The organism is Methylobacterium sp. V23, assembly GCF_002917135.1.
In the GTDB taxonomy this organism is placed as follows: Bacteria; Pseudomonadota; Alphaproteobacteria; order Rhizobiales; family Beijerinckiaceae; genus Methylobacterium.
Map to the genome: position 1 here is coordinate 149,173 of NZ_PDHT01000012.1, position 26,903 is coordinate 176,075.

Below are 26,903 nucleotides of genomic sequence, written 5' to 3' on the forward strand. Positions count from 1 at the left end.
TTTGCAATGTCGGGCGTTGTGCGCTCCGGAACGAACAGCCCTTTCGTCAGTCGCGCCCTTGCCGAGAGGATCTTTCATGGATGCAGGGCTGGACCGGATGGACCTGAAGATCCTGCGCCTGCTCCAGGCCGACGGGCGCGTGGGCAATGCCGAGATCGCCAAGCGGGTGAACACCAGCGCGGCCACCTGCCACCGGCGCATCCAGCGCCTGTTCGACGAGGGCTACGTCCGGGGCGTGCGGGCGCAGATCGCGCCCGAGAAGGTCGGGCGCGGCTCCCTCGTCATGGTCGGGGTGGTGCTGGACCGCTCGACGCCGGAGAGCTTCGCCGCCTTCGAGGCCGCGGCGCGCGCCATGCCCATGGTGCTCGACTGCCACCTCGTGGCCGGGGACTTCGACTACTTCCTCAAGATCCGCGTCTCCGATATGGCGGATTTCAACCGCCTCCACAGCGCGACCCTGATTGCCCTGCCGGGGGTTCGCCAGACCCGGACCTTCTTCGTGATGAAGGAGGTGGTCGACAATGCGCCGCTGGACATCTGAGACGGCCGTCGACCGCGTACCCGCGTCACCCATCACCCGCAAAGGGATGCTGCCCATGTCCGACCAGCCGCAGGGGATTCCGGAGGCCGTGCGCGCGGGGCGTCCGACGGTCTGGCGCAACCCGCACGGCCGGCCGGCCGCCGAGATCCTGCCCGGCCTCGCCTACGGCCTCGCGGCGGTCCGCGACGCGGAGGCGCGCTGGCGTCGGTTCGACCCGCTGCTGGCGGCCCTGTTCCCCGACTTGGAGACCGGGCGGATCGATTCGCCCCTGATGGCGCTGGCACCGGACGTCGCCACCCATGTCTGCGGCGGCGCCGCAGCGGCCGTGTGGGTGAAGGCCGACCACGACCTGCCGGTGACGGGCTGCATCAAGGCCCGCGGTGGCGTCTACGAGGTGCTGGTCACGGCCGAGCGGCTGGCCCTGGCGCGGGGCTGGCTGCGCCCGGGCGAATCCTACGCCCGCCTGGCCGAGCCCGAGCTCCGGGCCGGGTTTGGCGCCTTCACCGTGGCGGTGGGCAGCACCGGCAATCTCGGGTTCAGCGTCGGGGTGATGGCCCGTGCCCTCGGCTTCCAGGTCGAGGTCCACATGTCCCACGATGCCAAGGCCTGGAAGAAGCAGCGCCTGCACGACATCGGCGCCCGGGTGGTGGAGCATGCGGGCGATTACGGCAGCGCGGTCTCGGCGGCGCGGGACGCCTTCGCGGGCCGGGCGGACGCGCATTTCGTCGACGACGAGAGTTCGGTCGACCTGTTCCTCGGTTACGCCGCGGCGGCCTTCGACCTGGAGCGCCAGCTGGGGGCGGCCGGCATCCCGGTCGATGCCGCGCATCCCCTGGTGGTCTACCTGCCGTGCGGGGTCGGGGGCGCGCCGGGGGGCGTCACCCTGGGGCTGAAGCTCCTGTTCGGCGACGCGGTCCACTGCGTCTTCGTCGAGCCCGTCGCCGCCCCCTGCATGCTGGTGCAGCTCGCCGCCGGGCTCGACCGGCCGGTCAGCGTCTACGACATCGGCCTCGACAACCGCACCGCCGCCGACGGCCTCGCGGTGTCGAGCGCCTCGCTCCTCGTCGCCGGCACCGTCGGGCCCCTCATCGCGGGCGTCGTCACCGTGGCGGATGCGGCGCTCTTCGCCGGAGTCCGCGACCTCTGGCAGCGGGCGGCCCTGCGCCTCGAACCCTCGGCCGCCGCCGCCTTCGCGGCCGTCCGCCCGACCCTGGCGGCCCTGCCCGAGCTGCGCGGCGCCACCCAGGTGGTGTGGACCACCGGCGGGGCGCTCCTACCCGAGGCGGAATTCCAGAAGGCGCTGGCGGCCGCGGCGTGAGGCGGTTCGGATTCCGCGGCGGTTCGGATTCCGAGGCGGGGAGGGGCGACGGGCGGGTCCGACCCCGGCACCGCGTCCTTCCGGGCCCGCCTACGGCGCCCCGGGAGGACGGGACGGAGTGATCGGCAGTCAGATCGACGACCCGCTATCGGGAGGAATGGGCGCTGGGAGTCGCTCCGCCGCCCCATCCTCCATCCGCGGACCCTCGCCTGCATAGGCGTTCAGGATCGACACGAGCAGGCCCGGGAAGCGGGCCTCGACCTCCGCCCAGCGGGCGTGGTTGCGCATCTCGACCCCGTGGCGCTCGCTGCGGATCAGCCCGGCCTCGCGCAGCACCTTGAAGTGGTTGGAGAGCGAGGATTTCGGGATCACCCGGTCGCCCACCGCCGAGAGCGCCGAGCAGGCCTCGACGCAGCCCGCCCGCATGATGTTGGCGAAGATCGCGGCCCGGTTCGGGTCGGCCAGCGCGTGCAGGATCGCACTCGTCTGCAGGTCCTCGGGCGCGGGGTGAAACAGCGGTCTCATGTTTTCGACATCTAGGGACTTGATCCGCGCTTCGGAAGTTCCGAACTTCCGAACTATGGGATGCGCGGCGCCAGGGCGGCGCCGGCCCAGGGTGGAAGGATACTCGGATGTCGAAGCTTCAGGGCAAGGTCGCCGTCGTCACCGGCGGGTCGAAGGGCATCGGTGCGGGAATCGCCAAGGCGCTGGCGCGAGACGGCGCGGCCGTGGTGGTCAATTACGCCTCGAGCCAGGCGGGGGCGGAGGCGGTGGTCGCGGAGATCACCGCCGCAGGGGGCCGGGCCGTGGCGGTGCGGGCGGACGTCTCGAAGACCGCGGAGGCGCAGGCCCTGATCGAGGCGGCGGTGGCGCAGTTCGGCCGGCTCGACGTGCTGGTCAACAATTCCGGCGTCTACGAATTCGCCGCCATCGAGGAGGTCACGGAGGCGCATTACCGCCGGCTCTTCGACATTAACGTGCTGGGCGTCCTGCTCGCCTCCGGGGCGGCGGCCAAGCACCTCGGCGAGGGCGGAAGCATCATCACCATCTCCTCGGCCATCACCCATGTCAGCACGCCCGCCGCCGCGGTCTACAGCGGCACGAAGGGCGCCGTGAACGCGATCTCGGGCGTGCTCGCCAACGAGCTCGCCCCGCGCCGCATCCGGGTCAACACGGTCAGCCCGGGCTACGTGGTCACCGAGGGCACGCACAGCGCCGGCATCACCGGCTCGGAGATGGAGGCGGGCTTCGTCGCGCAGACGCCGCTGGGCCGTGCCGGCCACCCGGGCGACATCGCCGACGTCGTCAGCTTCCTCGCCTCGGACGAGGCCCGCTGGCTCACCGGCGAGAACATCACCGCCAGCGGCGGCATCCGCTGACCGGTGCGGCCTCGGGCGCCCCCGTCGGGGCGCGGCGAGGCCGGAGCCGGCCCGATCAGAGGCTCGGCGGCGCCCAGATCGGCAGGGCCGCGGCGTCCACGGCGCGGGGGAGCAGGCCCTCGGCGCGGAAGGCATCCGCGATGGTCTGCTGCTCGGCCAGGGCGGCGCGGGTTACGGGCTCGACCTGATAGCTGCGTCGGGCATTCGCCTGCCGGACGATGGCGGGGTCGAGCTTCCACAGGGCGCCGAGCCGGGCGGCGGCCGCGTCCGGGTTGGCCTTCACCCAGGCCCCCGTCTCGTTCAGCTTGCCGAACAGGAGCGCGAGCACGTCGGCGCGCTGCGTCGCGTACTCGGCCCCGGCGAGGTAGTAGCGCTTGTACGGGGACAGGCCGGTGCCGTCGCGCAGGATCCGAGCCCCGGTCTGCTGCTCCGCCGCGGACAGGAACGGATCCCAGGCGACCCAGGCCTCGACGCCGCCGCTGGCCAGGGCCGCACGCCCGTCCGACGGCGTGAGGTAGGCCGGGTTGATCGCCCGGAACGGCAGTGTCTCGGCCGCGAGGGCGGCCAGCAGCAGGTAATGGCTGCCGGCCCCCTTCGTCACCGCGACCTTGCGGCCCTTGAGATCGGCCACCGAGCGGATGGGCGAATCGGCCGCGACCAGGATCGCTTGCGCCGCCGGCGAGGCCGCCTCCTGCGCGATGTAGGCGATCCGCGCCTGGGCGGCCTGGGCGAAGATCGGCACGGTGTCGGCGACATCCGCCGAGACGTCGATCTGCCCGGCATTCAGGGCTTCCATGATCGGCAGGCCGCTGGTGAACTCGTGCCACGTGACGGTGACGTTCAGCGGCGCCAGGGCCTTCTCCAGCGCGGAATCCTCCTTCAGCAGGGCGATCAGCGTCGAGGATTTCTGGAAGCCGATGCGGAGCTTGCCCGCCTCGGCGGCCCGGGCGTTTCCGGGGACCAGGGTCAGGGCGAACAGGCTGAGCGCGGCGGCGCGCAGCGCGTGGCGGCGATGGATCATGGAGTTTCGTCTCGTCAGGGATGCTTGTGGATGGGGTCGACCCAGTGGACCGTCTCGGGTCGCTCGACGGGCTCGACATCGGTGATGTTGACCACCACGGCCTCGTTGTCGGAGCGCACGAGGACGCAGTTCAGGGGCTGGTCCGGGTCGGCGTTGATCTCCTGGTGCGGCACGTAGGGCGGCACGAAGATGAAGTCGCCGGGTCCGGCCTCGGCCACGTATTCGAGCCGGTCGCCCCAGCGCATGCGGGCGCGGCCCGAGATTACGTAGATCACGCTCTCCAGGGCGCCGTGGTGGTGGACGCCGGTCTTGGCGTCGGGGGCGATCGCCACGGTGCCGGCCCAGATCTTCTGGGCGCCGACCCGGGCATGGTTGATCGCCGCCTGCCGGAACATGCCGGGGGTCTGGGCCGTGTTGGCGTCGAGCTTGTCGCCCGGGATCACCCGCACGCCGTCGTGCTTCCAACGCGCGGCCGCCCCGTGGTCGTGAGCGTGGTCGTGGTGGCTGCGATCGTGGGCATGATCGTGGGCGTGGTCTTGGTTTTGGTCGTGTTCGCCGTGCATGGGTCGCCTCGCGTGCTGGGGGTCGCGGCTCATCGTACCGCAGCGGGCGCCGGTTCGAAGCTGCGATCGAGGATCGCCGCGGCGCTCGGGGCGCGGGCCTGCGGGATCAACCCGGACCGGACGTAGAGGTCGATGGTGCGCTGCTCGTCGGCGATGACGGCCGCGTCGATCGGCACGGCCCGGTACTGCGCCCGCGCGAACCAGCGCAGGGGCACCGCCTCGGGCAGGCCGATGAGCTTCGACCAGATTGCGGCGTAGGGCGCGGGGTCCTTCAGGGCCCAGTCCCGGGCCGCCACGAGGCGCCGGCCGAAATCGGCGAGCTGCGCCCGCTTGGTCTTCAGGGCCGCGTCGCTCGCCACCGCGAAGCTCAGGCCCGGGGTGATGCCGTTGCCGTCCCGGACCACCCGGGCGAGGCCGGCGAGCTCGGCGCTGGAGGTGTAGGGCTCCCAGGTCGCCCAGGCGTCGACGCTGCCGCTGGCCAGGGCGATCTTGGCGTCCGCGGGCGGCAGGAAGCGCAGGGTCACGGCACTCGTCGGCAGGCCCGCCTCCTCCAGGGCCGCGAGCACGACCTGATGCCCGATGGAGCCACGGTTGGTGGCGATGCTTTTCCCCTTCAGGTCGCCCACGGACCGGATCGGCGACTCCTTCGCCACCAGGATGGCGAGGCCGTCCTGCCGGTTGCGGAAGGCGAGGTACGCCTTCACCGGCACTCCGGCGGCGGCCGCGAAGGTGAAGGGCGCGTCGCCCACCCCGCCGGCATCGATCGCCCCGGCATTCAGCGCCTCCAGCAGCGGAGCCGCGGCGGGAAACTCGCTCCAGTCGAGGCGGTAGGGCAGGTCGGCCAGCACGCCGGCCGCATCCATCAGCGCCCGGGCGTTGCCGCGCTGGTCGCCCACACGCAGCACCGTGCCGTCGGCACGCGGCACGGCGTCGTCGGCGCGGGCGAGACCCGCGAGGGCCAGAAACGCGAGGACCGGAAACACGAGGGCCAGAAACGCGAGGACTGCGAGGGGGATACGCATCACGCCGCCTCCGCCCGGGCGCCACGTCGGGCGAGCAGCCGGCGGAAGGCCGGGATCAGGTCGCGGCCATACGCGAGGGCGTCCGTCAGCGGGTCGAAGCCGCGGATCAGGAAGGTGCGCACGCCGAGGTCGTGATAGGCCAGCAGCGCCTCGGCGACCTGCTCGGGCGTGCCCACCAGGGCGGTGGAGTTGCCGGACGCCCCGGTCTCCCGTGCGATGGCGGTGTAGAGCCGGGCGTCGAGGCGCGTCCCTTCGGCCGCCGCCGCCAGCAACCGGCGCGAGCCCTCGTTCTGCGGGGCCGCGGCGGGGCCGAGCCCCTGCGCGGCGCGGGTCGCGCGGGTCCGGGCCAGGATGTCCTCCGCCCGCGCCCAGGCGGCGTCCTCCGTCTCGGCCAGGATCGGCCGGAACGACAGGCTGAAGCGCGGGTGCCGTCCGTAGGGCGCCGCCGCGGCGCGAACCTTGGCGATCGCCTCGCGGACCTGGTCCAGGCTCTCGCCCCAGAGGGCGTAGGTGTCGGCGTGGCGGCCCGCCACCGCGATGGCCGCCGGCGAGGCCCCGCCGAAATAGACCGGGATGCCGCGCGGATCGACCGGCTTCACCTCGGAGAATCCACCCGCGACCCGGTAATGCGCCCCGGCGAAGTCGAAGGGGCGCGCGGCGGTCCAGGCCTGCCGGGCGATGGTCAGGAACTCGTCGGTGCGGGCGTAGCGCTGGTCCTTGGTGAGGTGGTCGCCGTCCCGGGCGAGCTCGCGGTCGTCGCCGCCACTGATCGCATGGAGCGCGACGCGGCCGCCGGTGAGCTGGTCGAGGGTCGCGAACTGGCGCGCCGCCACGGTGGGGGCGGTGAAGCCGGTGCGATGGGCGATCATCAGGCCGATGCGCTCGGTCACCGCCGCGATCTGCGCCGCGAGCAGGAGCGCGTCCGGCGCGGTGGCGTAGAACGCCACCAGGATGCGGTCGAACCCGCCCCATTCCTGCGCCTGGGCCAGGAGGCGCAGGTAGTCGCGGTCGATGGCCGGGCCGGTGGGCGCATGGATCTCCGACTGTTCGCGGGGGGCGGCGAAGCCGATGAACTCGACGGCGTCCGGATCGAGGAAGCTCATGACGGCCCTCTCAGGGGTGGGTGTCGGCGGCGGGCGAAGGGGTCCGGCACGGTCGCGGCACCCCCCTGCATCGTCCCGATCACCGCGGCGCGAGTCAACGAGAACGTTCTTTTTACAGAACGACATACGGAAGGAAAGCGTCCCACTCGGCCTCGCAATCTTGGAATATTGCGGGCGAATAGAGGTCATACACTCAAATCGGCGGCCGATCACGGTGCCGGTCCCCGTCTCACGGGCCTTCGATCCACGGCTTGTTCTCTTTAAAGAACCTTCGTAAAACCCGGGCGCCCACCAGCTTCGGGAGCCCCCCACCATGTCCTCGACCCACGGGCCACGTCCGATCGCGATCATCGGAGGCGGTTTCAGCGGCCTGATGGCGGCGGAGCAGCTGCTGCGCGCCCTGCCGGCGGATCGTGCGGTGCTGCTCTGCGAGCGCAGCCGCCCCTTCGGCCTCGGCCTCGCCTACGCCACCACCAACCCGGAGCATCTGCTGAATCTTCGGGCGAGCCAGATGAGCGCCGATTCCGAGCGGCCCGAGGACTTCGCGGATTGGCTGGCGCGCACGCCCTTCGGCGCGGAGGAGCGGCGGGGAATCCGCGAAACCGAGGCCGGCACCTTCGCGGCGCGCGGGCTCTACGGCCGCTACCTGGCGGAGCGCTGGGCCCGCGTGGTGACGAGCGCCGGCGACCGGCTGGTCCCGCTTTCGGCGGCGATCGTCGACGTGGAGCCGGTGTCGGAGGGCTTCGTCCTGCACGGGGTGGGCGTTCCGCCCCGGCCGGTGGCGGGCCTGGTCCTGGCGATGGGCAACCTTCCGGGTCCGGCGGTCGTGCCGAGCCGGTACCGGCTCGATCCGTGGCGTCCGGAAGCGTTCGGCGCCCTCGATCCGGCGCGCGACGTCCTGGTGATCGGCACCGGCCTGACCATGATGGATTCGGTGGCGGCCCTGCGCCGCGAAGGGTTCACCGGCCGCATCGTCGCCGTGTCCCGCCGGGGGCTGCTGCCGAAGCCCCACGCGGCCGTCCCGGCAGGCCGGCGCCCCGAGTTCACCCCCGAGATCCGCACTTCCGCCCGCCGGCTCGTCGCCGCCGTCCGGCGCAGGATCGCGGCGGCCCGGGAGGCCGGCGACGATTGGCGCGGGGTCATCGACGCCCTGCGGCCGATCACCGACGCGCTCTGGGCCGGGCTGCCGCGGGCCGAGCAGGCCAGGATGCTGCGCCATGTCCGCCCCTACTGGGACGTGCACCGCCACCGCACGGCACCCCCGGCGGCGGAGGCCATCGCGGCCGAGATCCGGCGCGGCGGCCTCGTGGTCCGGGCCGGGCGCATCCTGGCCATCGACGCGGCGCCGGACCGGGCGGTGGTGACGCTGCGCCCGCGCGGCACCGACCGGCGCGAGCGGGTCGAGGCGCAGGGCATCCTCGACGCCACCGGCTTCAGCCGGCTCGCCGAGACCGACGATCCGCTGCTCCGCACCCTGCTGGCCCGCGGCCTCGTCCGGCCCGGCCCGTTCGGCCTCGGGATCGCGGCGAGCCCGGGCGGCACGGTCGTGGGTCCGCCGCACCACGCTCCGATCTGGGCCTTCGGGCCGATGCTGCGCGGCGTGGTCTGGGAATGCATCGCGGTGCCGGATATCCGCGACGCGGCCCGTCACCTCGCACGCGCGGTGGCCGACGAGCTCGGCCACCGCCTGGCCGCCTGAGCCTTCCGCCGAACCGGCCTTCGGTGCGACGCCGCTCTCCGCCGCGCCGGATCTTTGGAAGCACATTCCCGGGCGATGCGGCTATCGTCCTCTGCATCGGCGGCACGGGCACGCCGACGACCGGAGCCGACGCCATGAGCCAGCCGATGCAGCTTCACCGCCGCCTTGCCCGCCAAGGCGCTCGCCACCCCGCCCCCTGTCGCCGCTGCGTAGGACGCGACGCGACGCAGACAGGGCAACACTTCGGCGGAGATGACGACCATGAGCGTTCACACCACAGCCTTTAAGCCGACCGGACCGGCGAACCCCGCGATCCTGGTCGGACCGCGCGGCCTGCGGCGAAGCTACGGCCGGGCGGCCGCCGCCGCGGCGATCGAGAACGGGCTCCTGCCGCACGAACTCGCGGAGGTCCTGGCCGGCCGCAGCGTGGTCGAGGCCTTCCCGGTCACCTGGCGCGAGAGCGTCGCGGACTATGCCGACCGGGCCGTCGCCGAGATGATGGTGGCCTATCTGAGCCAGCCCATCGCCTGACGGATCGCCTCCCGACCGCGCGCCGGCATCCTATTCCGCCGGCCTCCGGGCACGGGTGTGCAGCAGGTTGAGGATCAGCGCGGTCCAGCCCGTCTGGTGCGAGGCGCCGAGGCCGCGGCCCGTGTCGCCGTCGAAGAACTCGTGGAAGAGCAGGGCCTCCTCGGCGCCGGGGGCCGGCGGGATCGGGGGCCGGTCGCCGAAGGCCGGACGGCGGCCGTCCGCATCCTTGGTGAACAGGGCGATCAGCCGGTCCTCCAGGGCGTCGGCGATGGCGGCCAGGGTCCGGTGGTCGCCGGAGCCGGTGGGGTACTCCACCAGGAAGTCGTCGCCGTAATAGGTATGGAAGCGGCGGAGGGCCTCGATGATGAGGTAGTTCATCGGCATCCAGACCGGCCCGCGCCAGTTCGAGTTGCCGCCGAACATGTTCGAGGTGGAATCGGCCGGATCGTAGCGCACCGTGAATGAGGCGCCGAACTCGTTCAGCGCGTAGGGCTGGTCGCGGTGCGCCTTCGACAGGGAGCGGATGCCGTGGGCCGAGAGGAACTCGGCCTCGTCGAGCATGCGGCGCAGGAGCGCCTTCATCCGGTGGCCGCGCAGCAGCGACAGCAGCTTGCGGTCCTGCACGCCGCCCTCGTCCCAGCGGGAGACGAGGCAGGCGAGGTGCGGGCGGTGCTCGAGGAGCCAGTTCAGGCGCCGGGCGAAGTCGGGCAGGCGCTGCAGCACCCAGGGCTCGATCACCTCGACGGCGAAGAGCGGCACCAGGCCGACCACTGAGCGGACCCGGAGGGGGAGCATGCCGCCGCCCGGAATGTCGACCTCGTCGTAGTAGAACTCGTCCTCCTCGTCCCAGAGGCCGAAGCCCTCGCCGCCCATGTCGGTCATCGCCTCGGCGATGAGCAGGAAGTGCTCGAAGAACTTCGAGGCGGTGCTCTCGTAGACGTCGTTGTGGAGCGCCAGCTCCAGGGCGATGCGCATCATGTTGAGGGCGTACATCGCCATCCAGGCGGTGCCGTCGGCCTGGTGGATGCGGCCGAAGCCCGGCGGCGGGCGCGAGCGGTCGAACACCCCGACATTGTCGAGGCCGAGGAAGCCGCCCTGGAAGACGTTGCGGCCCTCCGCGTCCTTGCGGTTCACCCACCAGGTGAAGTTGATGAGGAGCTTGTGGAACACGCCCTCCAGGAAGGCGAGGTCGCCGCGCCCGCCGCGCCGGTCCCGGTCGATCTCGAACACCCGGTAGGTGGCCCAGGCATGGACCGGCGGGTTGGCGTCGCCGAACTCCCACTCGTAGGCCGGCAGCTGCCCGTTCGGGTGCATGTACCATTCGCGCGTCAGGAGCAGGAGCTGCTTCTTGGCGAAGTCCGGATCGAGCAGCGCCAGGGGCAGGCAGTGGAAGGCCAGGTCCCAGGCGGCGAACCAGGGATATTCCCACTTGTCCGGCATCGAGAGCACGTCCGCTCCGGCGAAGTGGCGCCAGTGCACGTTGCGGCCGCCGTCGCGCTCCTTGGGCGGTTCCGGCTGGAGCGGGTCGCCCTTGAGCCAGAGCCGGACGTCGTAGGCATAGAGCTGCTTCGACCAGATCAGGCCGGCGGCGGCCTGCCGGTAGATGGCGCGGGAATCGGCATCGCCGATGCCGTCCTGCAGCGCCTCGTAGAAGGCATCCGCCTCCGCGATCCGGCGATGGACGATGGTGCCCTCGCGGTCGACGGGGCGCAGGCGCGGGCCGGCCGAGAGGCGCAGGGTGACCCGGGTGGTCTCGCCCGGCTCGAGCTGGCGGAAGTAGTGCAGCCCGAGCTTGGTGCCGGCGTCGCGGCGCACGGCCCCGTCGTCGCCGTCGACGATCGCCGCGTGCAGGCCGTCCTTGAACGGGCCCGGAGCGTCGGGCTCCCAGCCGTGCAGGCGCAGGTTGGTGTCGTTCTCGCAGAACAGCGGGTCGGGATAGCCGTCGAAGCTGAGGCGGTAGAGCCCGAGGCGGGGATGCTCGCAGGCGATGCCGCCGTCGGGGCGCAGGGCGAGGACCGGGCGCCGGTGCGCCGCCGTCTCGCTCCAGGACCAGGTGTTGCGGAACCAGAGCTGCGGGATGAGGTGCAGGTCCGCCGTCTCGGGCCCGCGATTGACCGCCGTGATCACCACGTGGATGTCCTCGACGTCCTCCTTGGCGTATTCCACCGTGACGTCGAAGAAGCGGTTCTCGGCGAACAGCCCGGTCTCCTCGATCTCGTATTCCGGCTGGTCGCGGCCGCGCTGCAGTCCCTCGCGCACGAGGTCGTCGTAGGGGTAGGCCCCCTGCGGGTAGCGGTAGAGGAACTTCAGGTAGGCGTGGCTCGGGACCGCATCGAGGTAGTGGTAGACCTCCTTGACGTCCTCGCCGTGGTTGCCTTCCTCGTTGGCGAGGCCGAACAGGCGCTCCTTGAGGATGTGGTCCCGCCCGTTCCAGAGGGCGAGGGCGAGGCACATCTGACCGCGCTCGTCGCAGAGCCCGGCGAGGCCGTCCTCGCCCCAGCGATAGGCCCGCGAGCGCGCCTCGTCGTGCGGCAGCGAGCGCCAGGCATTGCCGTCCCGGCTGTAATCCTCCCGCACCGTGCCCCACTGGCGTTCGCTGAGATACGGCCCCCAGAGGGACCAGGGCCGCTCGCCGCGCCCCTGCTCGGCGATGCGGCGGCGCTCCGCCCAGCCGTCGAGCTCGCTCATGCCGGCCTCCCGGCGCCGGGCGACCGGCGCGCCGTCGCCATCCCGGTCCGGGGCGGGGCAGGGCGGGTGGACGGTTCGGTGGCGCGGTGGGGCGGGGGGAGGGCGATCATCAGGTCCGGGGGACTTTAGGGCGAGGGACTTCGGGGCGGGGGACTTCGGGGCGAGGGACTTCAGGACACGGGACTTCAAGACGGAGCGCGGCTCTGATGCATCATCAGCGCCAAGCCGGCCAGGCGCGGTGCGGATTCACATCCGCGGGGCCCGGCGGACCCCTGCCCGGCGGTCACCACATCGTCTGCCGCGCCCGCTCGGCCCAGGCCGCATCGTAGGCGTCGCCGCCGACCCGGCCGTCACTGAGCCCGGCCAGGATCCGCCCGGGCGTCGGCAGGGTCTTCGGGTCGACGTGGCTGTCCGCGCGCCACAGGCCCGAGCGAATGAGGGCGCGCGCGCACTGGAAGTAGACCTCGCCCACGGTGATCACGAGGGCGGTGCGCGGCGCCTTGCCGTCGACCGCGAAGGTGGCGAGCAGGGCCGGATCGTCCTCGACCACGGCCCGGCCGTTGACCCGCAAGGCGTTGCCGATGCCCGGGATGAGGACCATCAGCCCGACCCGCGGGTCGCGCACGACGTTGCGCAGGCTGTCGATCCGGTTGTTGCCGCGCCGGTCCGGCAGGATCAGCGTGCGGGGATCGGCGACGCGGACGAAGCCCGGGACATCGCCGCGCGGCGAGCAGTCCAGCCCCTCCGGGCCGACGGTCGCCAGGGCGACGAAGGGCGCGACTGCGATGAAGCGCCCGTAATCCGGGGTGATGTGGTCGGCGACCTTGGTCGTCGAGGCCTCCCCGACGGCGCCGAGGTCTCCGTAGATGCGCTCCAGCGCTTCGATCGTCTCGACGGCCGCCATCGCTCTTCGTGTCCCTGCCTGGTGATCGGGTGACGCGCGCGTCGGGAGACCTGCGCCGCCAGCCTCGTCGCAGGCCGGCGGTGTCGCCGAGCCATGCCGGCTTCCTCATGGATCCGACTCGTGACGCCCCTGTGTCCGGCGCGACACGGGTCCGCCTTGTCGGTCGCGTCGTGGGCACCGGACGCGGCCGGCCGCGTTGCCCGCTCGCAGTCGCATCCATCCGCACCGGAGACCCGCCCCATGACCCTCAAGATCCTCGCAGCCGCCTCGGCCCTCGTCCTGGCGAGCCTCGGTCCGGTCCAGGCGCAAGGCCTCGTCCAGGGCGCGCAGGAAGGGGCCGCGCGGGGCGAGCTGGCGGCCGGCCCCCTCGGCGCGGTGGTGGGCGGCGCGATCGGCGCCGCTGTCGGCACGGCCAACGGCATCCTGGGGGTCGACCGGCGCGAGCGCTTCCGGATCTACGCCAGCGCCGAGCGTCGCCCGTCCTACGCCTATCCGGGCGCCGTCCGGGTCGGCGCGGTGCTGCCCGAGGATGGGGTGGTCTACTACGACGTTCCCGCCGAATTCGCACTGAAGGGCTACAACTACACCATCGTCAACGACCATCCGGTGCTGGTCGAGCCGGGCACCCGGCGGGTGGTCGAGGTGATCGATTGAAGCAGGTCTTCGACTGAAGCGGGTCTTCGACTGATCGCGCCGGAGCGAGTCGGCCAAATGCCGCCCCTTCGCGTTACCGGGCATGGCCGATCTCCGCGCGGCCCTGTTCGATGACGAAAGGATGAGCGAGCATGAGACAGATCGCATGGGCCGGCCTCGCCGCGGCCGGACTCGTCTCCGGGACGCTGCTGGGCCCCTCCGCCGCCCGGGCCGCCGATTACAGTTACGACGCCTACGAGGCGCCCGAGACGGTGGTGACCCGCCGCACGATCGTGGAGCGGCGCATCGTCGTCCCGCCCCGCGAGGTCGTCCGTGAGGTCGTGGTCGAGCGCCCCGTGGTGGTGCCGCGCCGAATCGTCCGCGAGGTGATCGAGGAGCCGCCGGTGGTGTATCGGCCGCGGCCCGTGGTCCGCGACGTGGTGGTGGATCGGGACGGATTCTACGGCCCGCGCCGCTTCGGCCCGCGTCCGGTGGGCTACGGCTACAGACCGGCCTATGACCCCTACGACTAGGCGCCCCGCCGCCGGACCCACGGGCCGGCGGCGCAGCCCGCGACGCGGCCCGGCCCCGGTCGCAACGCCCGGCTGTCCTTAGGGTCCTGCCCGTCCAGGCGCCCATCTTGGCCCCGGACGGCCCGGGCCGCGGCAAGGCGGGCCAGAGCCGCGGCAAGGCGCGGGAGGGTCGGCGGGTTCGGCTTGCTCCCGTCCCGCCATCAGCGGCGGCGAGACCGGCAGAGACCCGACGGTCGCCCGTTGGGGGGTACCGCGCGGGCCCGCAGGCCCGTGTGGCACCTTCGGGGAAGGGGCGGCTGAAACGATGGCGTTCAGGCGAGGTGGCGGTTCCACTCCCGTCACGGGCCGAGCGGGGCCGCGGCCTGCACCGCGACGCTGGCGGCGAGGAGCACCAGCGCCACATCCCAAGCGGTCACATTCCAGGCGGACACATCCCTGCCCGTCGCGCGGCGGGGATCGCCGCCTGCGTCGTCCTCGGTGATCGCCACGGCGAGCCAGAGGTAGCCGGCGCTCGCCAGGAGCCCGGTCAGGACCACTCCCGCCGGGATGGGCCCGGCCGGCCACACCCGCAGGAGCGCGGCGAGCCCGACGCAGAGGCCCGTGGTCGCGGCCCCGTCGACGAGGCGCGTCGCCTCGGCGCCCGAGCGCGGCGGGCCGGCCCGCCGCGACCGAACCGGGCGATGGCGTGGGGTCTTGCGCGGAAAGGTCGGCATCCCGCACCCCGCCCTCAGTTCAGGCCGTCCGCCCGGGCGCCGTCGCCCGCGAGGCCGTCGCGGACGCAAGCCCCCGTCACCGGCCCCGCGTCCAGGGCCTGGAGCGCGCCCAGCACCGCGTCGAGGGGCACCGGCTCGGCCCGGCAGCCTTCGAGGCAGCGCAGGGCCGGACAGGACTCGACGGCGCGGGAATCCGAGGCCCAGGAGGCCAAGATGGCGCGCTTCTCGGCGAGCGACAGGCCCGGATAGGTCAGCACTTCGCGGGGGTGCCGGAAGACGTCGCCCGGCGCGACGAAGGCCTCGAAGGGATCGACGGCCGCCGCCCGCAGGGTCGCCGAGGCCAACGGCCCCAGGCGCTCGATAGTCGTGTCCGACAGTTGCATGACATCCTCCTCTCGGTGAGCAAGGGTCTCTCGGTGAGCAAGGGTCTTTCGGTGAGCAAGGGTCTTTCGGGGAACCGGGATTTCTTCGGAAGTCCCGGATCGGCGGGCGCGCCCGCCGCGTCAGGCCCCCGGGGCTCGGGCACCGCTCAATGGGCCGTCTCGGTCTGCGCGCCGCCGGTGATCGCGATGCGGCGCGCCGAGGCCGGGACCTGGGCCGAGCGGGGCAGCGTCACGCTGAGCACGCCGTGCCGGAAGGTGGCTTCCGCCTTGTCCGCCGCGACCGCGAAGGGCAGCGCGATCGTCCGCTCGAAGCGGCCGTCAGTGCGCTCCGTGTAGCCGCGGGCCGCGTCGCTCGTCTCCGAGCGCTTCTCGCCGCGCAGGGTGAGGACACCGTCCTCGATCAGCACCTCGACATCCGTCGCGTCGAGACCCGGCAGCTCGGCCGAGACCCGCAGGCCCTCGTCCGTCTCGACGTAGTCGACGCTGGGCCAGCCGACGCCGCCTCGGCCGAGGGTGGACGCGCCGTTCAGGCCGCTGAAGACGTCGTCGAACAGGCGGTTCATCTCGCGGTGGAGGGTCAGGACGGGGCTCAGCGGCTCGGTCCGCATCGGGCCCGGCCCGGCGGCGCCCGCGTTACGCGTCGAGGGAAGAAGATCTCTCACACTCATGGCTCGCTCCATCAGCATGGTTGACGTCCAAAGATTTTTTGCCGGCCCGGAGGTCGTCACGGCGCCCCGGGTCCGCGAGGGATCGGATATCCGAACGGGGCCGAGCTCGGATCGCCCGAGGACCGGGCAGGGCATCAGGCGGCCTCGGGCTGTCCCCGGCCGCGAGCGCTGTCGCTTGTCCGTGCGCCTTCGGCGCTCCGCGCGCCGGGCTCCTGCGTTTCCCCCGGCTCGGCCTCCGCGATCCGGGCCGGCGCGTTGTCCTGTCCGACGGTGCCCTGGGCCCCGCCGATGGCGATGCGGCGCGGCTTGAGGGCCTCGGGAACCTCGCGCCTCAGGTCGACGGTGAGCAGCCCGTTCTCGAGCGACGCGCCGAGGACGGTGACGTGCTCGGCGAGGTTGAAGGTCTGGCGGAACGACCGAGACGCGATCCCGCGGTGGAGATACTGGCGCTCACCCTCCGGACCCGTCGACCGCCCGGAGACCAGCAGGGTGGTGTCGTGCTGGACGAGGTCGATCTCGTCCGGCGTGAACCCGGCCACCGCCATGGTGATGCGATAGCGGTCCTCGGCCGCCTTCTCGATGTTGTAGGGCGGCCAGGCCGTCGAGGCCTCGACCCGCTCGGCCTGGTGCAGCAGGTCGAACAGCCGGTCGAAGCCGACCGAAGACCGGAACAGGGGTGACACATCGTAAGTCCTCATGACCACATCCTCCGTTGAGCAACGTGATGACGAGGGACGCCGGACCTGCAGGCCGACGCCCTGATCGCGGGCCATCGAGCCCCGCACGCGCGTAACGTCGCGATGTTGGCGTGGTTCCGTCACGCGACGGATTTTCTGCAGCGTCTCGGCCACCTCGCAGAGGGCTGGAATTGAAGCCGGGAGGCCTCGGGCTCCCGGCCTCGAACGACGCGAATCGTCGCCCCACGCTCTGCCTCGCCGTCGGGGTGATGCGCAGGCCCGCTCTCCCAGCGGTCGCAAGCGGGCAAAACGGCGATCAGGCGTCGCGCGGCTGGTGCTCGGCCGCGCGGACGATCAGGACGGCGAGCCCGGCCGCGACCGCATCCTCGGCCAGCCCCCGCGCCAGCCCGCCGGACTGCCGCACGTCCGGCCCCCGGGCGGCCCGACCCAGGAGGGTACCGGCCACGGCGCCGGCCATGCCGGCCAGCGCGCCCGCCTCCGGCGCCGTCCGCCGGCCGGACAGCGCCCACCCACCCACCGCGCCGATTGCCAGCCGGGCCGCGAAGGAGGGCGGGATCCGGCGATCGGGCGCGAAGGGCAACTTGTCGCCGGCCATCTCGGCCAGCGCCGCCGCCGTCGCCAGGCTGCGCGCCGCGGGACCACCCGGAATGGCGCCGCCGCGCGTGCGCTCCGCCGCGGCAGCCCAACTCAGCGCCGCGCAGGCCGTCATGCTGCGCAATCCGGCGACGAAGCCGATGCCGAACGCCATGTCGTAACCCTGTCCCATCGTCGCCTCGCTGCCGTGATGCGCCTGCTCTCGACGGCAAGGTGGCGGACGCGACCGGTGTTCCGGGTGGGTGCAGGACCGATCAGCCGTGCCTCTGGAAGCGACGCCGCGGTGCGATCCACTCGAATTTCTGATAGACAATCGCCTTTGCAGCCGCTTGACAACTGCACCATGCGCCATCCCGACCTTGAGATCGACCTGTTGCGGGCCTTCGTGGCCGTGGCCGAGACCGGCAGCTTCACCGCGGCGGCCGACGTGGTGCATCGCTCGCAATCCGCGGTGAGCCAGAAGGTGCTGCGCCTGGAGGAGATCCTCGGCAAGCGCGTCTTCGACCGGACCAGCCGCCGCCTCGGCCTCACCCGCGACGGCGAGCGCCTCCTGGTGTCCGCCCGGCAGATCCTGGAACTCAACGACGCGATGCTGCGCGCCTGCCGTGCCCCACCGGCCTCCGGGACCCTGCGCCTCGGCGTCTCGGAAGACTTCATCCCCGGGCAGCTGCCGAAGCTCTTGGCCCGGTTCGGCCGCCTGCATCCCGGCGTGCATATCGACCTGATGACGGGCCTGAGCTGCACCCTCCTGGAGGCCTACGACGCCGACCGGCTCGATGCGGTCATCGCCAAGCGGAGCGGCGCCGCCCCCCGCGGCCGGGTGATCTGGCGCGAGCCCCTGGTCTGGCTCGCGGCGGCCGACCACCAGCCGGATTTCAACCAGCCCGCCCGCCTGGTGATGCTGGCCGCCCCCTGCAGCTATCGCGACCTGATGATCACGGCGCTCGACTCGGTCCGCCGGGACTGGGTCGCCGCCTGCACGGCGAGCAGCCTGATGGGTGTCCAGGCGGCGGTGGCCGGCGGCCTCGGGGTCACCCTGCTCGGCCGCTCCTTCGTGCAGGAGGGTCTTCGGATCCTGCAGGCCCCCGAGCTCTGGCCCGCCCTGCCGATGACCGAGGTCACGGTGATCGGCGAGGACCGCGCGGGCGAACTCATGCGCCCCCTCATCACCTTCCTGACCGAGAGCCTCGCCGGCAGCGAGGCCCTCGCGCTGGCGGCCTGAGACCGGGCTGGCGGCCTGAGACCGAGTCGGGACATCGGCTGGCCCTGGGCGTTGCCCTCCCGTAAGCCTCGGCCCTGGATCGCGCACAGGGAGACGACGGGATGAAGGTCGCCGTGATGGGGGCGGGGTCGGTCGGGTGCTATTACGGTGCCCTGCTGGCGCAGGCCGGGGCCATGGTCACCCTGGTCGGACGGGCGGTCCACGTGGAGGCGATCCAGGCGCGCGGCCTCATCCTGGAGACCGCGACCGGGCAGGGCGCCGTGCGTCTGCAGGCCACGACCGAAGCGGCGGGGGTGGCCGGCGCCGACGTGGTGCTGTTCTGCGTCAAGTCCGGTGACACCGAGACGGTCGGCCGAACGATCGCCCCGTTCCTGACGCCCGACGCAGCGGTGCTGAGCTTCCAGAACGGCGTCGACAACCCCGAGCGGCTCCAGGCGGTGCTCGGCCGGCCGGTGGTGCCGGTGGCGGTCTACGTCGCGACCGGGATGCCGGGCCCCGGTCACGTCCGGCATTACGGCCGCGGCGATGTGGTGATGGGCCCGTTCCCCCGCAGCGCCGAAGTGGCCGCGCTCTTCGCGGCCGCCGGCATCCCGACGGAGGTCTCCGACCGGGTCCTCGACGCCCTCTGGGGCAAGCTGATCGTCAACTGCGCCTACAACGCCCTCTCGGCGATCACGCGGCTGCCCTACGGCCGGCTGCTCGCCGTGCCGGGCATCGACGCGGTGATGACGGATCTCGTGGCCGAATGCGTCGCCGTCGCGCAAGCCTCGGGCATCGCGGTGGCGTCCGACATCCTGAGCCAGGTTCTCGCCCTCGCGGCGACCATGCCGGACCAGGTCTCCTCCACCGCCCAGGATCTCGCCCGGGGCCGGGCGAGCGAGATCGCCCACCTCAACGGGTTCATCCTGCGCAAAGGCCAGGCGGCCGGGATCGCCACGCCGGTCAATCAGGCACTGACGGCGCTAGTTCGGGCGGCGGAGGCGCGGGGGGCGCCGAGCCTGTCCTGAATAGCGCCCGGCCGCGTCAGCGATCCCGGGCCTGGCGGCGCAGGTCATGCGATCCGGGCACGCCCGATTGAGTCAGCGTGAGATGGTCGCCGTCCAGCAACCCGATGAAGCGCTCCTTGCCGATGTCGAAGACGATCATCTTTTCGGTCCGGTCGAGGACGTGCAGCGCGTCCCACTGGAACGGCTTCGAGGGGTCCCGATTCGCCTGGACCGCATCCTGGTCGATGGTCAGCACCAGCCCCTCGCTGACCCACCGGCCCACGAGATCGGAGCCCGGCGTGGATCCAGCGGCCGCGGGTAGGGCATTGCCTCCGGCCATGAGCAGGGCTGCCCAGAGAGATGGATTCCAGACCCCCATTCGATGCTCCGCCGCATTCTCCGCCCAAGCCCGCGGGCGACGCATCATAGCATTATTCCCAGGGTGCGCCGCCCAGCGGCTTCGGGTCTTCAATCCTCTCGCACACGCAAATCACGCGCCTTGTAGTCTTGCTCCGGAGCAAGTTGCAGGACCCCGGCGACAATACGCCAGGGCACATCAATCGGCTGGCTGGGGCTCGACAAGGACGCGGCGCGAGAGACCCTCATCGAAATCGAAGCCCTGGGCCCGGAACCGCAGAGCGAGATCCGGGTCCTGCCCGCTAGCCAGCCGACTCGCGGCGGCATACGCGATGGCCGAGATCTGTCGCACCCGTTTTGCGTCGCTCCGATCGACGAACGCCAGGATTTCTGCGACGCTCGCCTCGAGCTCCCAGGCCGTGTTCACGAGGCGAGCGCCGCTGACCGCGGCGGCGCAATGCGAGAAGAAGCTGACGGCTGGGGCAAAGATCTGCCGCGCCTTCGAGAGCAGCAGCAGGTCGGTCGCTGCGCGCTGGTTCTCGGTGAGGTCGAGGCCGATGCTCGACGCGACGCGCGCTCGTCCGTAGCGATCAGCGAAGCGCCGCACCACATCCGCGTCCTCCGTGCAGACCAGGATGTCGCCCAATTGGCGCGACGCGTCGATCTGCTGGAAGAAGGCCGCGAGCGGTGTATAGCGCTGCAGGACCTGAACCATCCCATCGTTGACGAGATGCTCGAGGTCGGCGCGATTGACGACGTCGAGAATGTCGCCACGGCGGACGTGGACAGCAGTGCAGGTGGGAAGGTCGATACGCCTGCCGATGCACCCGACCGCCTCAAGGACCGCTGCGCTCCAGTTCACCTTCGACCACGCAGCCGTGAGGGCGCTTCCGAGATTGATCTCGCTGGACATGAAGGTGATGAGCGGGCCCGGAAAATCGTAGAGCAGGTCCTCCGATTCTCCCAAGGCATCCCGCAGTTCGTCCGCGCTCAAACCGGCGAGCTGATCGATGGAATGGTACAGGCTTCGAAGCCTGACATCCGCGATCGCGTCGCTCCTCAAAATCACGCCGCAGAGGCCTGGATTCGCGTCGCGGAACAGGGTCCGATCGGCGAAGATATCCAGGAGGAAATCCGGGTGCATCAGCCCGTAATCGGCATAGATGCTCGCGCCGCCCAGCGGTGCCCAGATCACCTTGAGCGGCAGGCCGAGATGTTCCGCCAGGATGCGGGCGTAGAGCGCCGAGAGCATGCGGGTGCCGAGGCCGTCGCCACGCGCTGTGTAGACTGCTTTCATCGGACGTCCATAACCCCGGAATCGGCGACAACCAAGGATCGAGACGCGTCGCTTCGGGAGTTGGCCTCACGACATCGACCGGGTCCGCGCAGCGGCGTCACGGCTGCCGGGCTCAGCACGACCGCGACGGCCTCAGTTGCCGAGTGAGATCCGTGGGGGCGGTGCCCGGTCCGGGACTGCGTTGCCGGGTGCCGAGGGGGGGTGCTATCAGGCCACCGGTCTGCGCGGAGGCCTCGGCGCAGATGCGATCGGCCCCGTTTCGGTTCGCTCGGTCCAAGGCGTCAGAGCCTCCGGTCCTCGACAGGCGCGGCGCCCGCATCTTATTTTCGCGGCAAGGTCTGAGATACGATGATTTTCTTGCGAAGAAGAAAATCTTTCCGACGACATGTCGGCATGATTCGCAAGAGTAATCTCTTCAATCGGACATTCTACAGGAAGAGCTACGGCATCGGGCGTTACATCAACGCCGAGAAGCACTTTCACACGATCGGTTGGAAGAAGGGCTTCAGGCCCTCACCGTTCTTCGATACGCAGTTCTACCTGAAATCCTATCACGACGTCCAAGAGATCGGGATCAATCCGCTGATCCACTACCTCCTGGATGGTGGCCCTGAACTGCGACGTCCGACGGACGATTTCGATCCGAAGGCGTTCTACGCCGCTCACCCGACCCTCGATCTCAGCGCCAAGACTCCAGCCGAACATTGTGTCGCGCTCTATGGGAGCTACCGCTGGCGTCTTCGGGGGGAGGCGCCGCCGGCGACGTCAGCGGCGGCGGAGGCGACGTTCAAGTCGGTTTTCGATGCCGATTTCTACAGAAGCCACCATCCCGATGTCGTCGACGCGAACATCGATCCGCTTCAGCACTTCATCCATTTCGGGCAATTCGAGTCCCGCGATCCGTCGTCCGCGTTCGAGTCCTTCTACTATCATCGGACGTTCGCCGCGCTGGAAAGCCGTGGACGGAGCCTGATCGACACGTACCATGAGCAGGTTCAGCGGATCGTCCCGCAGACGGCAAGCGCCGAGTCGATCGCGGTCGACCTGCGGGACCGCGCCACCGACACGACAGGGTCCGCGCTGCGCCTCTGCGTTCACGCGCACTGCTTCTACCCGGAGTTGATCAAGGAACTGATCCCGGGCTTCCACAACCTGCTGCCCGACGCCTTGATCGTCATCACGGCCGTTTCCGCGGCCGATGCACAGTTCATCGCCCGCGCGATGGCCCGTCATGCCGTGACGCAGACGACCGAGGTCCGCGTGGTGCCGAATCGCGGCCGCGACATCGGCCCCTTCCTGGTGGGATGCCAGGACCTCTGGCGGGCCTGCGACGTCGTCCTGCATCTGCACACCAAGGTCAGCACCCACGTTTCCTGGGGCGAGGAGTGGCGCCACTACCTCTTCGATCAGACCCTGGGATCGAAGGCGCTGGTCGACTGGGTCTTGGAAAGCTTCGCGGCGGACCCGACGCTGGGCTGCCTGTACCCGCGCAACTTCCACCGCATCCGGGAATACGTGAACGTCGAGCAGAACAGCGCGACGATCGACGCCTTCCTCGCCGTGCTCGGACTCCCGGCCGCTGCCGGAGTCCAGCCGGACTACCCGGCCGGATCGATGGCCTGGTACCGCAGCGCAGGCCTGGCGACGCTCGCGGACGCCCTGACGACCCTCGACCGGTTCGAAGCCGAAGCGGATCAGGTCGACCTGACCTTCGCGCATGCCCTGGAACGCATCATGCCGCTGGTGGTGCGCGCCTCCGGCTACGCGGTCCGCAACTACATCACCGAACACCGGGCCCGCCTGATTCCCGTCGCGGGACTTCCCGACCGGGAGAGCAGCACGTGCCCGCCCGCGACGCTCTGGTCCCGGGATACGCCGCGGATCGCGCGGCGGCCGCCGCGCCCGGTGGCGCCCGTCAGCCGGCTCTTCAACCCGAATGCCCTCGACGTGCACTGGATCGTTCCCTCCTTCGCCCAGGGCGGGGCCGGGGGACACATGACGATTTTCCGTCTCGTCGAGTGGCTCGAACGCTTCGGGCACCACCAGACCCTGTGGTTTCAGAATGCCGCACATTTTCACGACCAGGCGCTGGCAAAGCGCCTGCTCCAGACCTGGTACCGGCCCATCGGACCGCGCGTTCATGTCCGCTTTCTGTCGGACGACGTGCGGCAGATCTCGGCCGACGTCCTCATCGCCACGGATTGCTGGAGCGCCTATCCGGCCGCGCAGGTGCAGAACGTCAAGGACCGCTTCTACCTGATCCAGGACTTCGAGCCCTCCTTCCACGCGGTCGGGGACCTGAACCTGATTGCCGAGGCCACCTACGGTTTCGGGTTCGCCCATCTCTGCGCCGGAACCTGGCTGCTGGACCGCATGCGGGCCCGCGGCGTCTGGGCCCGGGCCTGGGAGCTCTGTGCCGATCACACGGTCTATTCCGAGGGGGCGCCGCGGCCGCCTGTCGCCGCCCGGCCGATCCGGATCGCCTTCTACGCGCGGGAGCATACGCCGCGCCGGGCCGTCGCCCTCGGTTTCGCCGCGTTCGAAGCGTTGTCCGAGCGCGGATTTCCGTTCGAGGTCGCGCTGTTCGGCCAGGCGGACCTCGTGCTTCAGTATGCGTTTCCCCACGTCCAGCACGGCATCCTGACGCCGAAGGAACTCGCTGCGCTCTACCGCTCCTGCGACCTCGGCGTGGTCTTCTCGACGACGAACTACTCGCTGATCCCGCTGGAGATGATGGCCTGCGGCCTGCCCGTCATCGAGATCGACACCGAGAGCACCCGGGCAATCTTCAAGAACGACGAGGTCACCTTCGCAGGCCCGATGCCCTACGCGATCGCCGACGCGATCGAGCGCCTCGCCTCCGATCCGGATCGCCAGGCCCTGCAACGGGCCCGCGGTCTCGCCTTCACGCAGGCGACGTCCTGGGAGCGGAGCGCCCGCGCGCTGGAAGCCGCTCTGCTCGAGCGGCTCGGCGAGACCGGCTTCACCCCGGTCACCGTGAAGCCGTTCCCGGCACCCGCCGTGCTGACAGGCACGCGGGCCACGGTCTTCATCCCGACCTACAATGCCGGCCCGGATTTCATCCGTGTGCTCGACGCCCTCGCGGGCCAGGCCTGCGAGTTTCCCCACGACGTGCTCGTCATCGACAGCGGCTCGACGGACGGGACCGCCGAGCGCGTGCGGGCACGCGGCGGCAAGTTCCGGGTCGAGACGATCGACAAGGCCGCGTTCCAGCACGGGCGGACGCGCAATCTCGGAATCGCCCGATCGGAGGGCGATTACGTCGCGCTTCTGACCCAGGATGCCTGTCCGAAGGATGCGCACTGGCTGTCGGCCCTGATCGGCGGCTTCGCGCGGGGCCCGCGCGTCGCGGGCGTGATCGGCCGGCACGAGGCCTATCCCGACCACGATCCCTTCACGCGGCGCGACTTGCAGGAGATGTTCGACCGCCTCGCACTCCTGCCCAACGTGATCGATCGCGACGGCGGCCTGCCGAGCTTCCTCTACCCCGGCGGTCAGAGCTGGGGGATGACGATGCAATTCTACTCGGACAACAACTCAGCGATGTCCCGGGAAGCCTGGAAGATCCTGCCCTATCCCGACATCGAATGGGGCGAAGACCAAGTCTGGGCGGCGGAAGCGCTGCGGCTCGGCTTCCAGAAGGCCTATGTCGACGACGCGGTGGTCTACCACTCCCACGCCTTCGACGTGGCCCAGCAGCGCGCCGTCTCGACGATCGAGGGGCGATTCTGGGCGGAGCGCTTCGGGATCGATCTGCACCCGGATCCGGAGGCGGCGATCCGCAGCATGGAAGAGCGCGATCGGATTTTCGCTCAAGAACAGGGCATTCCCGATCATGTCCTGCGGCTGCGTCTCGACCAGAACCGCGCGACGGTCGAAGGACGATCCGACCGATCGCGAGCTTGACGCGCGCGATGATCCGTTGCGACTGCGCGCTCGCCTGTTCCCAGATTTTTTATCCAGCTCGCGCGTCGCGCCGGACTTGAGACCCGCTTCAATGAAGCCGGAATTCTTTCTTTATGGCGCGGATCCGCGCCGACATCATCTTCGCCAACCGCGCTTTGCTGGGTATGGAACGGCGATAGAACAGCGTCCGCTCGATAAGGCCTCTGGCGCGGGGACCACGATCGCGGGCGGCGGCACGGAACTGCTGTACGGCACTGTCATGGATGGGCTCAGCCCATGTCTTGCCGGCTGCGAGGTAGTACTGATCGGCCTCGACGTCGACGATCTTGTAATCGACCGGGAAGCTGTTGTATTGATTCAGGAAATCGACATTGCCCGAATAATTCGTCGCAATGACCTTGCGGCCGAGGCAAATGGCTTCCGCCATGCCCATGCCGTACCCTTCCGAGCGATGCAACGAGACGTAACAATCACAACATGCGATCAGCGAGAGCATCGTCGCCCGATCGAAGTAATCCTCAATGAAGACGACCCGCTCGTCGATGCTTTTCAACTCCTCGACCAGGAGTCGGTCGACGGACGAATTCACCGGATTGTTGGATTTGACCACGAGACCGACGGACGAATCGCTCGCCGGAAAAGCCGCCCGAAAGGCTCTCACGACAGCGAAAGGGTTCTTCCGATGGATCGACGAATTGTAATCGAATGAGAATAGAAAGTAGAACTTTTCTTCTGAGAGGCCAAATCGATCTCTCTTGAAATGACCCCGGTCGGTGACATTGACGTAAGGCGGTATGATCAAAATTTTCTTTTCGAAAACCTTCGCAACGGCATCATGCACGAACTTCGATGGAGCCCAAATTTCGTCGTAGAGGTTCAAGGCCTCGATTCTTTCCGACGGTATCTCCGAGAGCTCCCAGTACAGCTTCAGGATATTGTAAGACCTGGCCTCGGATCCACCATGAACGTAGTGGATGGCATGCTCAATGTGATCGAGACCGAGTTCGAAGACGTTTATCTTGTGTCGACGATAGGTATCGTATTTCTCAGGTTGAAACTTCGCCTCGTATCTGTCCACCGCGCCATGGCTGTAGGGATAGATAGAGTATCGGGAGGACGACCGACGGAAACACGTGACTGTGCCCCGGGTCGCAGTTCCCAGCCCAAGCTTCGATTCGACGTAACCGATGAACCGAACGTCATTCTTCGACAGAAGCGGATGCTTCCGGTCGAATATTTTCTCGACCTCCTTCAGATAGACGTTTTTATTCAACTTTTTGACGGCATCTGCGACGGACGAATGGGTCGCAAAAAAATCCGCAGCCGTTCGGTTTCCGGTTACCAACCGATTTTCAGACCAACCGAACCGAATGAAATGATGCGCCGGGTGCATCCCACCCGGACTCACGTCCGGGTTCAAAGCGGAGTATTCTTCGAAATTGATGTTTTCGTTGAGAATTTTTAGTAATTCTTTGACGCGCCAGGCCGAATAAATGTGGTTGAGCATTGTAAACATGGGATACATTGCTGCCAGCTGATGACCCGGCACCCTGCCAGAACGAACGGGCCTTGCGCGAAAATCCCGTCCCTGGGGCAGTCCTTTAGAGCACCTCGACCGGTCGATACAAATCAGCCGGTCCGGTGGCCCGGATTCCGATGCCAAGGTACGGATTTTTGCCCTGCCGGACTCGGGAACCCCGTTCACGAAACGGCTCCGGTCCGCCAGGAGCCCCAGATCACCGTCCCCCGCGCATGAGAGAGCCTGCGAGGCCGCAACGGGCTCTCCCGCCGACCGTGAGATACGGCCGCGTACGCCGTCACCCGTCACGCTGGATCGGCGCTCATCGAACGCGATGCACCCAGCTAGGCTCGTTTCCCGAATCCCGAACGATCACGCTCCACTGGCCGCCGGACGGGAAGTGGTTACGATGGGCTTTCGACGGCACGGCCGGGACGGTCTCCTTGATCCACCGTGTCGCGGTCCGCAGCGCGGCTGCCTTAGCGCTCAGCCGAACGAGGGCGACAAGGCCTGAGCGCCCGTCGACCGTCTCACCGTCCGTAGATATCCTCGACGCGGATGATGTCGTCCTCGCCGGTGTAGGAGCCGACCTGCACCTCGATGA

25 protein-coding genes are annotated in these 26,903 nt (G+C 70.0%); 10 read left to right on the plus strand and 15 right to left on the minus strand.

Annotation, left to right across the window (positions count from 1 at the left end):
* Positions 1-76 precede the first annotated feature (76 nt).
* Together CRT23_RS13625 and CRT23_RS13630 are read left to right on the plus strand one after the other, a co-directional pair.
* The gene (locus CRT23_RS13625) at positions 77-541 is read left to right on the plus strand and encodes an Lrp/AsnC family transcriptional regulator (RefSeq protein WP_103710141.1); all 465 of its coding nucleotides are present in this window, start codon (positions 77-79) and stop codon (positions 539-541) included.
* 55 nt (positions 542-596) lie between these two features.
* Entirely contained in the window at positions 597-1,859 is a 1,263-nt protein-coding gene (locus CRT23_RS13630) for a D-serine ammonia-lyase (RefSeq protein WP_245436202.1), read from the plus strand.
* A 129-nt stretch (positions 1,860-1,988) separates the two neighbouring features.
* On the opposite strand, the gene CRT23_RS13635 is transcribed toward CRT23_RS13630, so the two are convergent.
* Entirely contained in the window at positions 1,989-2,384 is a 396-nt protein-coding gene (locus CRT23_RS13635) for a helix-turn-helix domain-containing protein (RefSeq protein ID WP_103710143.1), read from the minus strand.
* A gap of 107 nt (positions 2,385-2,491) precedes the next feature.
* Here CRT23_RS13635 and CRT23_RS13640 point away from each other — a divergent pair, with 107 nt between their 5' ends.
* Positions 2,492-3,238 (plus strand): glucose 1-dehydrogenase, encoded by a 747-nt coding sequence (locus CRT23_RS13640; protein WP_103710144.1) that lies wholly within the window; start codon positions 2,492-2,494, stop codon positions 3,236-3,238.
* 55 nt (positions 3,239-3,293) lie between these two features.
* Here the strand turns inward: CRT23_RS13640 and CRT23_RS13645 are convergent, their stop codons facing one another.
* From CRT23_RS13645 to CRT23_RS13660, 4 genes are read right to left on the minus strand one after another with little or no spacing between them, the layout of a single operon-like run.
* Positions 3,294-4,259, minus strand: coding sequence for an aliphatic sulfonate ABC transporter substrate-binding protein (locus tag CRT23_RS13645; RefSeq protein WP_103710145.1), 966 nt, complete (start codon positions 4,257-4,259; stop codon positions 3,294-3,296).
* Positions 4,260-4,273: 14 nt separating this feature from the next.
* Complete coding sequence (locus CRT23_RS13650; RefSeq protein ID WP_103710146.1) at positions 4,274-4,822, minus strand: cupin domain-containing protein; 549 nt, start codon at positions 4,820-4,822, stop codon at positions 4,274-4,276.
* A 29-nt stretch (positions 4,823-4,851) separates the two neighbouring features.
* Complete coding sequence (locus tag CRT23_RS13655; RefSeq protein ID WP_103710147.1) at positions 4,852-5,844, minus strand: ABC transporter substrate-binding protein; 993 nt, start codon at positions 5,842-5,844, stop codon at positions 4,852-4,854.
* The gene (locus CRT23_RS13660) at positions 5,844-6,947 is read right to left on the minus strand and encodes an LLM class flavin-dependent oxidoreductase (RefSeq protein WP_103710148.1); all 1,104 of its coding nucleotides are present in this window, start codon (positions 6,945-6,947) and stop codon (positions 5,844-5,846) included. Before CRT23_RS13660 ends, CRT23_RS13655 begins: the two co-directional genes overlap by 1 nt.
* Before the next feature lie 313 nt (positions 6,948-7,260).
* Here CRT23_RS13660 and CRT23_RS13665 point away from each other — a divergent pair, with 313 nt between their 5' ends.
* Positions 7,261-8,646 (plus strand): FAD/NAD(P)-binding protein, encoded by a 1,386-nt coding sequence (locus CRT23_RS13665; RefSeq protein ID WP_103710149.1) that lies wholly within the window; start codon positions 7,261-7,263, stop codon positions 8,644-8,646.
* A 261-nt stretch (positions 8,647-8,907) separates the two neighbouring features.
* Entirely contained in the window at positions 8,908-9,177 is a 270-nt protein-coding gene (locus tag CRT23_RS13670) for a hypothetical protein (RefSeq protein ID WP_181017348.1), read from the plus strand.
* Positions 9,178-9,207: 30 nt separating this feature from the next.
* On the opposite strand, the gene CRT23_RS13675 is transcribed toward CRT23_RS13670, so the two are convergent.
* Together CRT23_RS13675 and CRT23_RS13680 are read right to left on the minus strand one after the other, a co-directional pair.
* On the minus strand, positions 9,208-11,865 hold the full coding sequence (locus CRT23_RS13675; RefSeq protein WP_103710150.1) for a glucosidase: 2,658 nt from the start codon (positions 11,863-11,865) through the stop codon (positions 9,208-9,210).
* Between the two features lie 283 nt (positions 11,866-12,148).
* Positions 12,149-12,769, minus strand: coding sequence for a pyridoxamine 5'-phosphate oxidase family protein (locus CRT23_RS13680; RefSeq protein ID WP_103710151.1), 621 nt, complete (start codon positions 12,767-12,769; stop codon positions 12,149-12,151).
* Between the two features lie 240 nt (positions 12,770-13,009).
* Here CRT23_RS13680 and CRT23_RS13685 point away from each other — a divergent pair, with 240 nt between their 5' ends.
* Together CRT23_RS13685 and CRT23_RS13690 are read left to right on the plus strand one after the other, a co-directional pair.
* Positions 13,010-13,423, plus strand: coding sequence for a DUF1236 domain-containing protein (locus CRT23_RS13685; protein WP_103710152.1), 414 nt, complete (start codon positions 13,010-13,012; stop codon positions 13,421-13,423).
* Positions 13,424-13,554: 131 nt separating this feature from the next.
* Complete coding sequence (locus CRT23_RS13690; protein WP_103710153.1) at positions 13,555-13,935, plus strand: hypothetical protein; 381 nt, start codon at positions 13,555-13,557, stop codon at positions 13,933-13,935.
* A 338-nt stretch (positions 13,936-14,273) separates the two neighbouring features.
* Here CRT23_RS13690 and CRT23_RS13695 read toward each other — a convergent pair whose 3' ends face one another.
* The 5 genes from CRT23_RS13695 to CRT23_RS13715 form a co-directional block, all read right to left on the minus strand.
* Positions 14,274-14,648 (minus strand): hypothetical protein, encoded by a 375-nt coding sequence (locus CRT23_RS13695; RefSeq protein ID WP_103710154.1) that lies wholly within the window; start codon positions 14,646-14,648, stop codon positions 14,274-14,276.
* A 14-nt stretch (positions 14,649-14,662) separates the two neighbouring features.
* The gene (locus CRT23_RS13700; protein ID WP_245436204.1) at positions 14,663-15,031 is read right to left on the minus strand and encodes a hypothetical protein; all 369 of its coding nucleotides are present in this window, start codon (positions 15,029-15,031) and stop codon (positions 14,663-14,665) included.
* A gap of 146 nt (positions 15,032-15,177) precedes the next feature.
* Positions 15,178-15,699 (minus strand): Hsp20/alpha crystallin family protein, encoded by a 522-nt coding sequence (locus tag CRT23_RS13705; RefSeq protein ID WP_103710174.1) that lies wholly within the window; start codon positions 15,697-15,699, stop codon positions 15,178-15,180.
* A 134-nt stretch (positions 15,700-15,833) separates the two neighbouring features.
* On the minus strand, positions 15,834-16,397 hold the full coding sequence (locus CRT23_RS13710; protein ID WP_103710155.1) for an Hsp20 family protein: 564 nt from the start codon (positions 16,395-16,397) through the stop codon (positions 15,834-15,836).
* Positions 16,398-16,692: 295 nt separating this feature from the next.
* Positions 16,693-17,163: a hypothetical protein gene (locus CRT23_RS13715; protein WP_181017349.1), complete on the minus strand. Its 471-nt coding sequence runs from the start codon at positions 17,161-17,163 to the stop codon at positions 16,693-16,695.
* A 171-nt stretch (positions 17,164-17,334) separates the two neighbouring features.
* On the opposite strand from CRT23_RS13715, the gene CRT23_RS13720 reads away from it, so the two are divergent.
* Complete coding sequence (locus CRT23_RS13720; RefSeq protein WP_103710156.1) at positions 17,335-18,213, plus strand: LysR substrate-binding domain-containing protein; 879 nt, start codon at positions 17,335-17,337, stop codon at positions 18,211-18,213.
* 101 nt (positions 18,214-18,314) lie between these two features.
* On the plus strand, positions 18,315-19,220 hold the full coding sequence (locus CRT23_RS13725; RefSeq protein WP_103710157.1) for a ketopantoate reductase family protein: 906 nt from the start codon (positions 18,315-18,317) through the stop codon (positions 19,218-19,220).
* Positions 19,221-19,236: 16 nt separating this feature from the next.
* Here the strand turns inward: CRT23_RS13725 and CRT23_RS13730 are convergent, their stop codons facing one another.
* Both CRT23_RS13730 and CRT23_RS13735 read right to left on the minus strand, forming a co-directional pair.
* The gene (locus CRT23_RS13730; RefSeq protein WP_103710158.1) at positions 19,237-19,578 is read right to left on the minus strand and encodes a hypothetical protein; all 342 of its coding nucleotides are present in this window, start codon (positions 19,576-19,578) and stop codon (positions 19,237-19,239) included.
* Between the two features lie 177 nt (positions 19,579-19,755).
* A complete protein-coding gene (locus tag CRT23_RS13735) occupies positions 19,756-20,853 on the minus strand; it encodes a hypothetical protein (protein WP_103710159.1) in 1,098 nt (365 codons plus the stop codon).
* A 393-nt stretch (positions 20,854-21,246) separates the two neighbouring features.
* On the opposite strand from CRT23_RS13735, the gene CRT23_RS13740 reads away from it, so the two are divergent.
* On the plus strand, positions 21,247-24,780 hold the full coding sequence (locus CRT23_RS13740; RefSeq protein ID WP_181017350.1) for a rhamnan synthesis F family protein: 3,534 nt from the start codon (positions 21,247-21,249) through the stop codon (positions 24,778-24,780).
* Positions 24,781-24,868: 88 nt separating this feature from the next.
* On the opposite strand, the gene CRT23_RS27815 is transcribed toward CRT23_RS13740, so the two are convergent.
* The gene (locus tag CRT23_RS27815) at positions 24,869-26,485 is read right to left on the minus strand and encodes a glycosyltransferase (RefSeq protein WP_146056386.1); all 1,617 of its coding nucleotides are present in this window, start codon (positions 26,483-26,485) and stop codon (positions 24,869-24,871) included.
* Between the last annotated feature and the right edge of the window lie 418 nt (positions 26,486-26,903).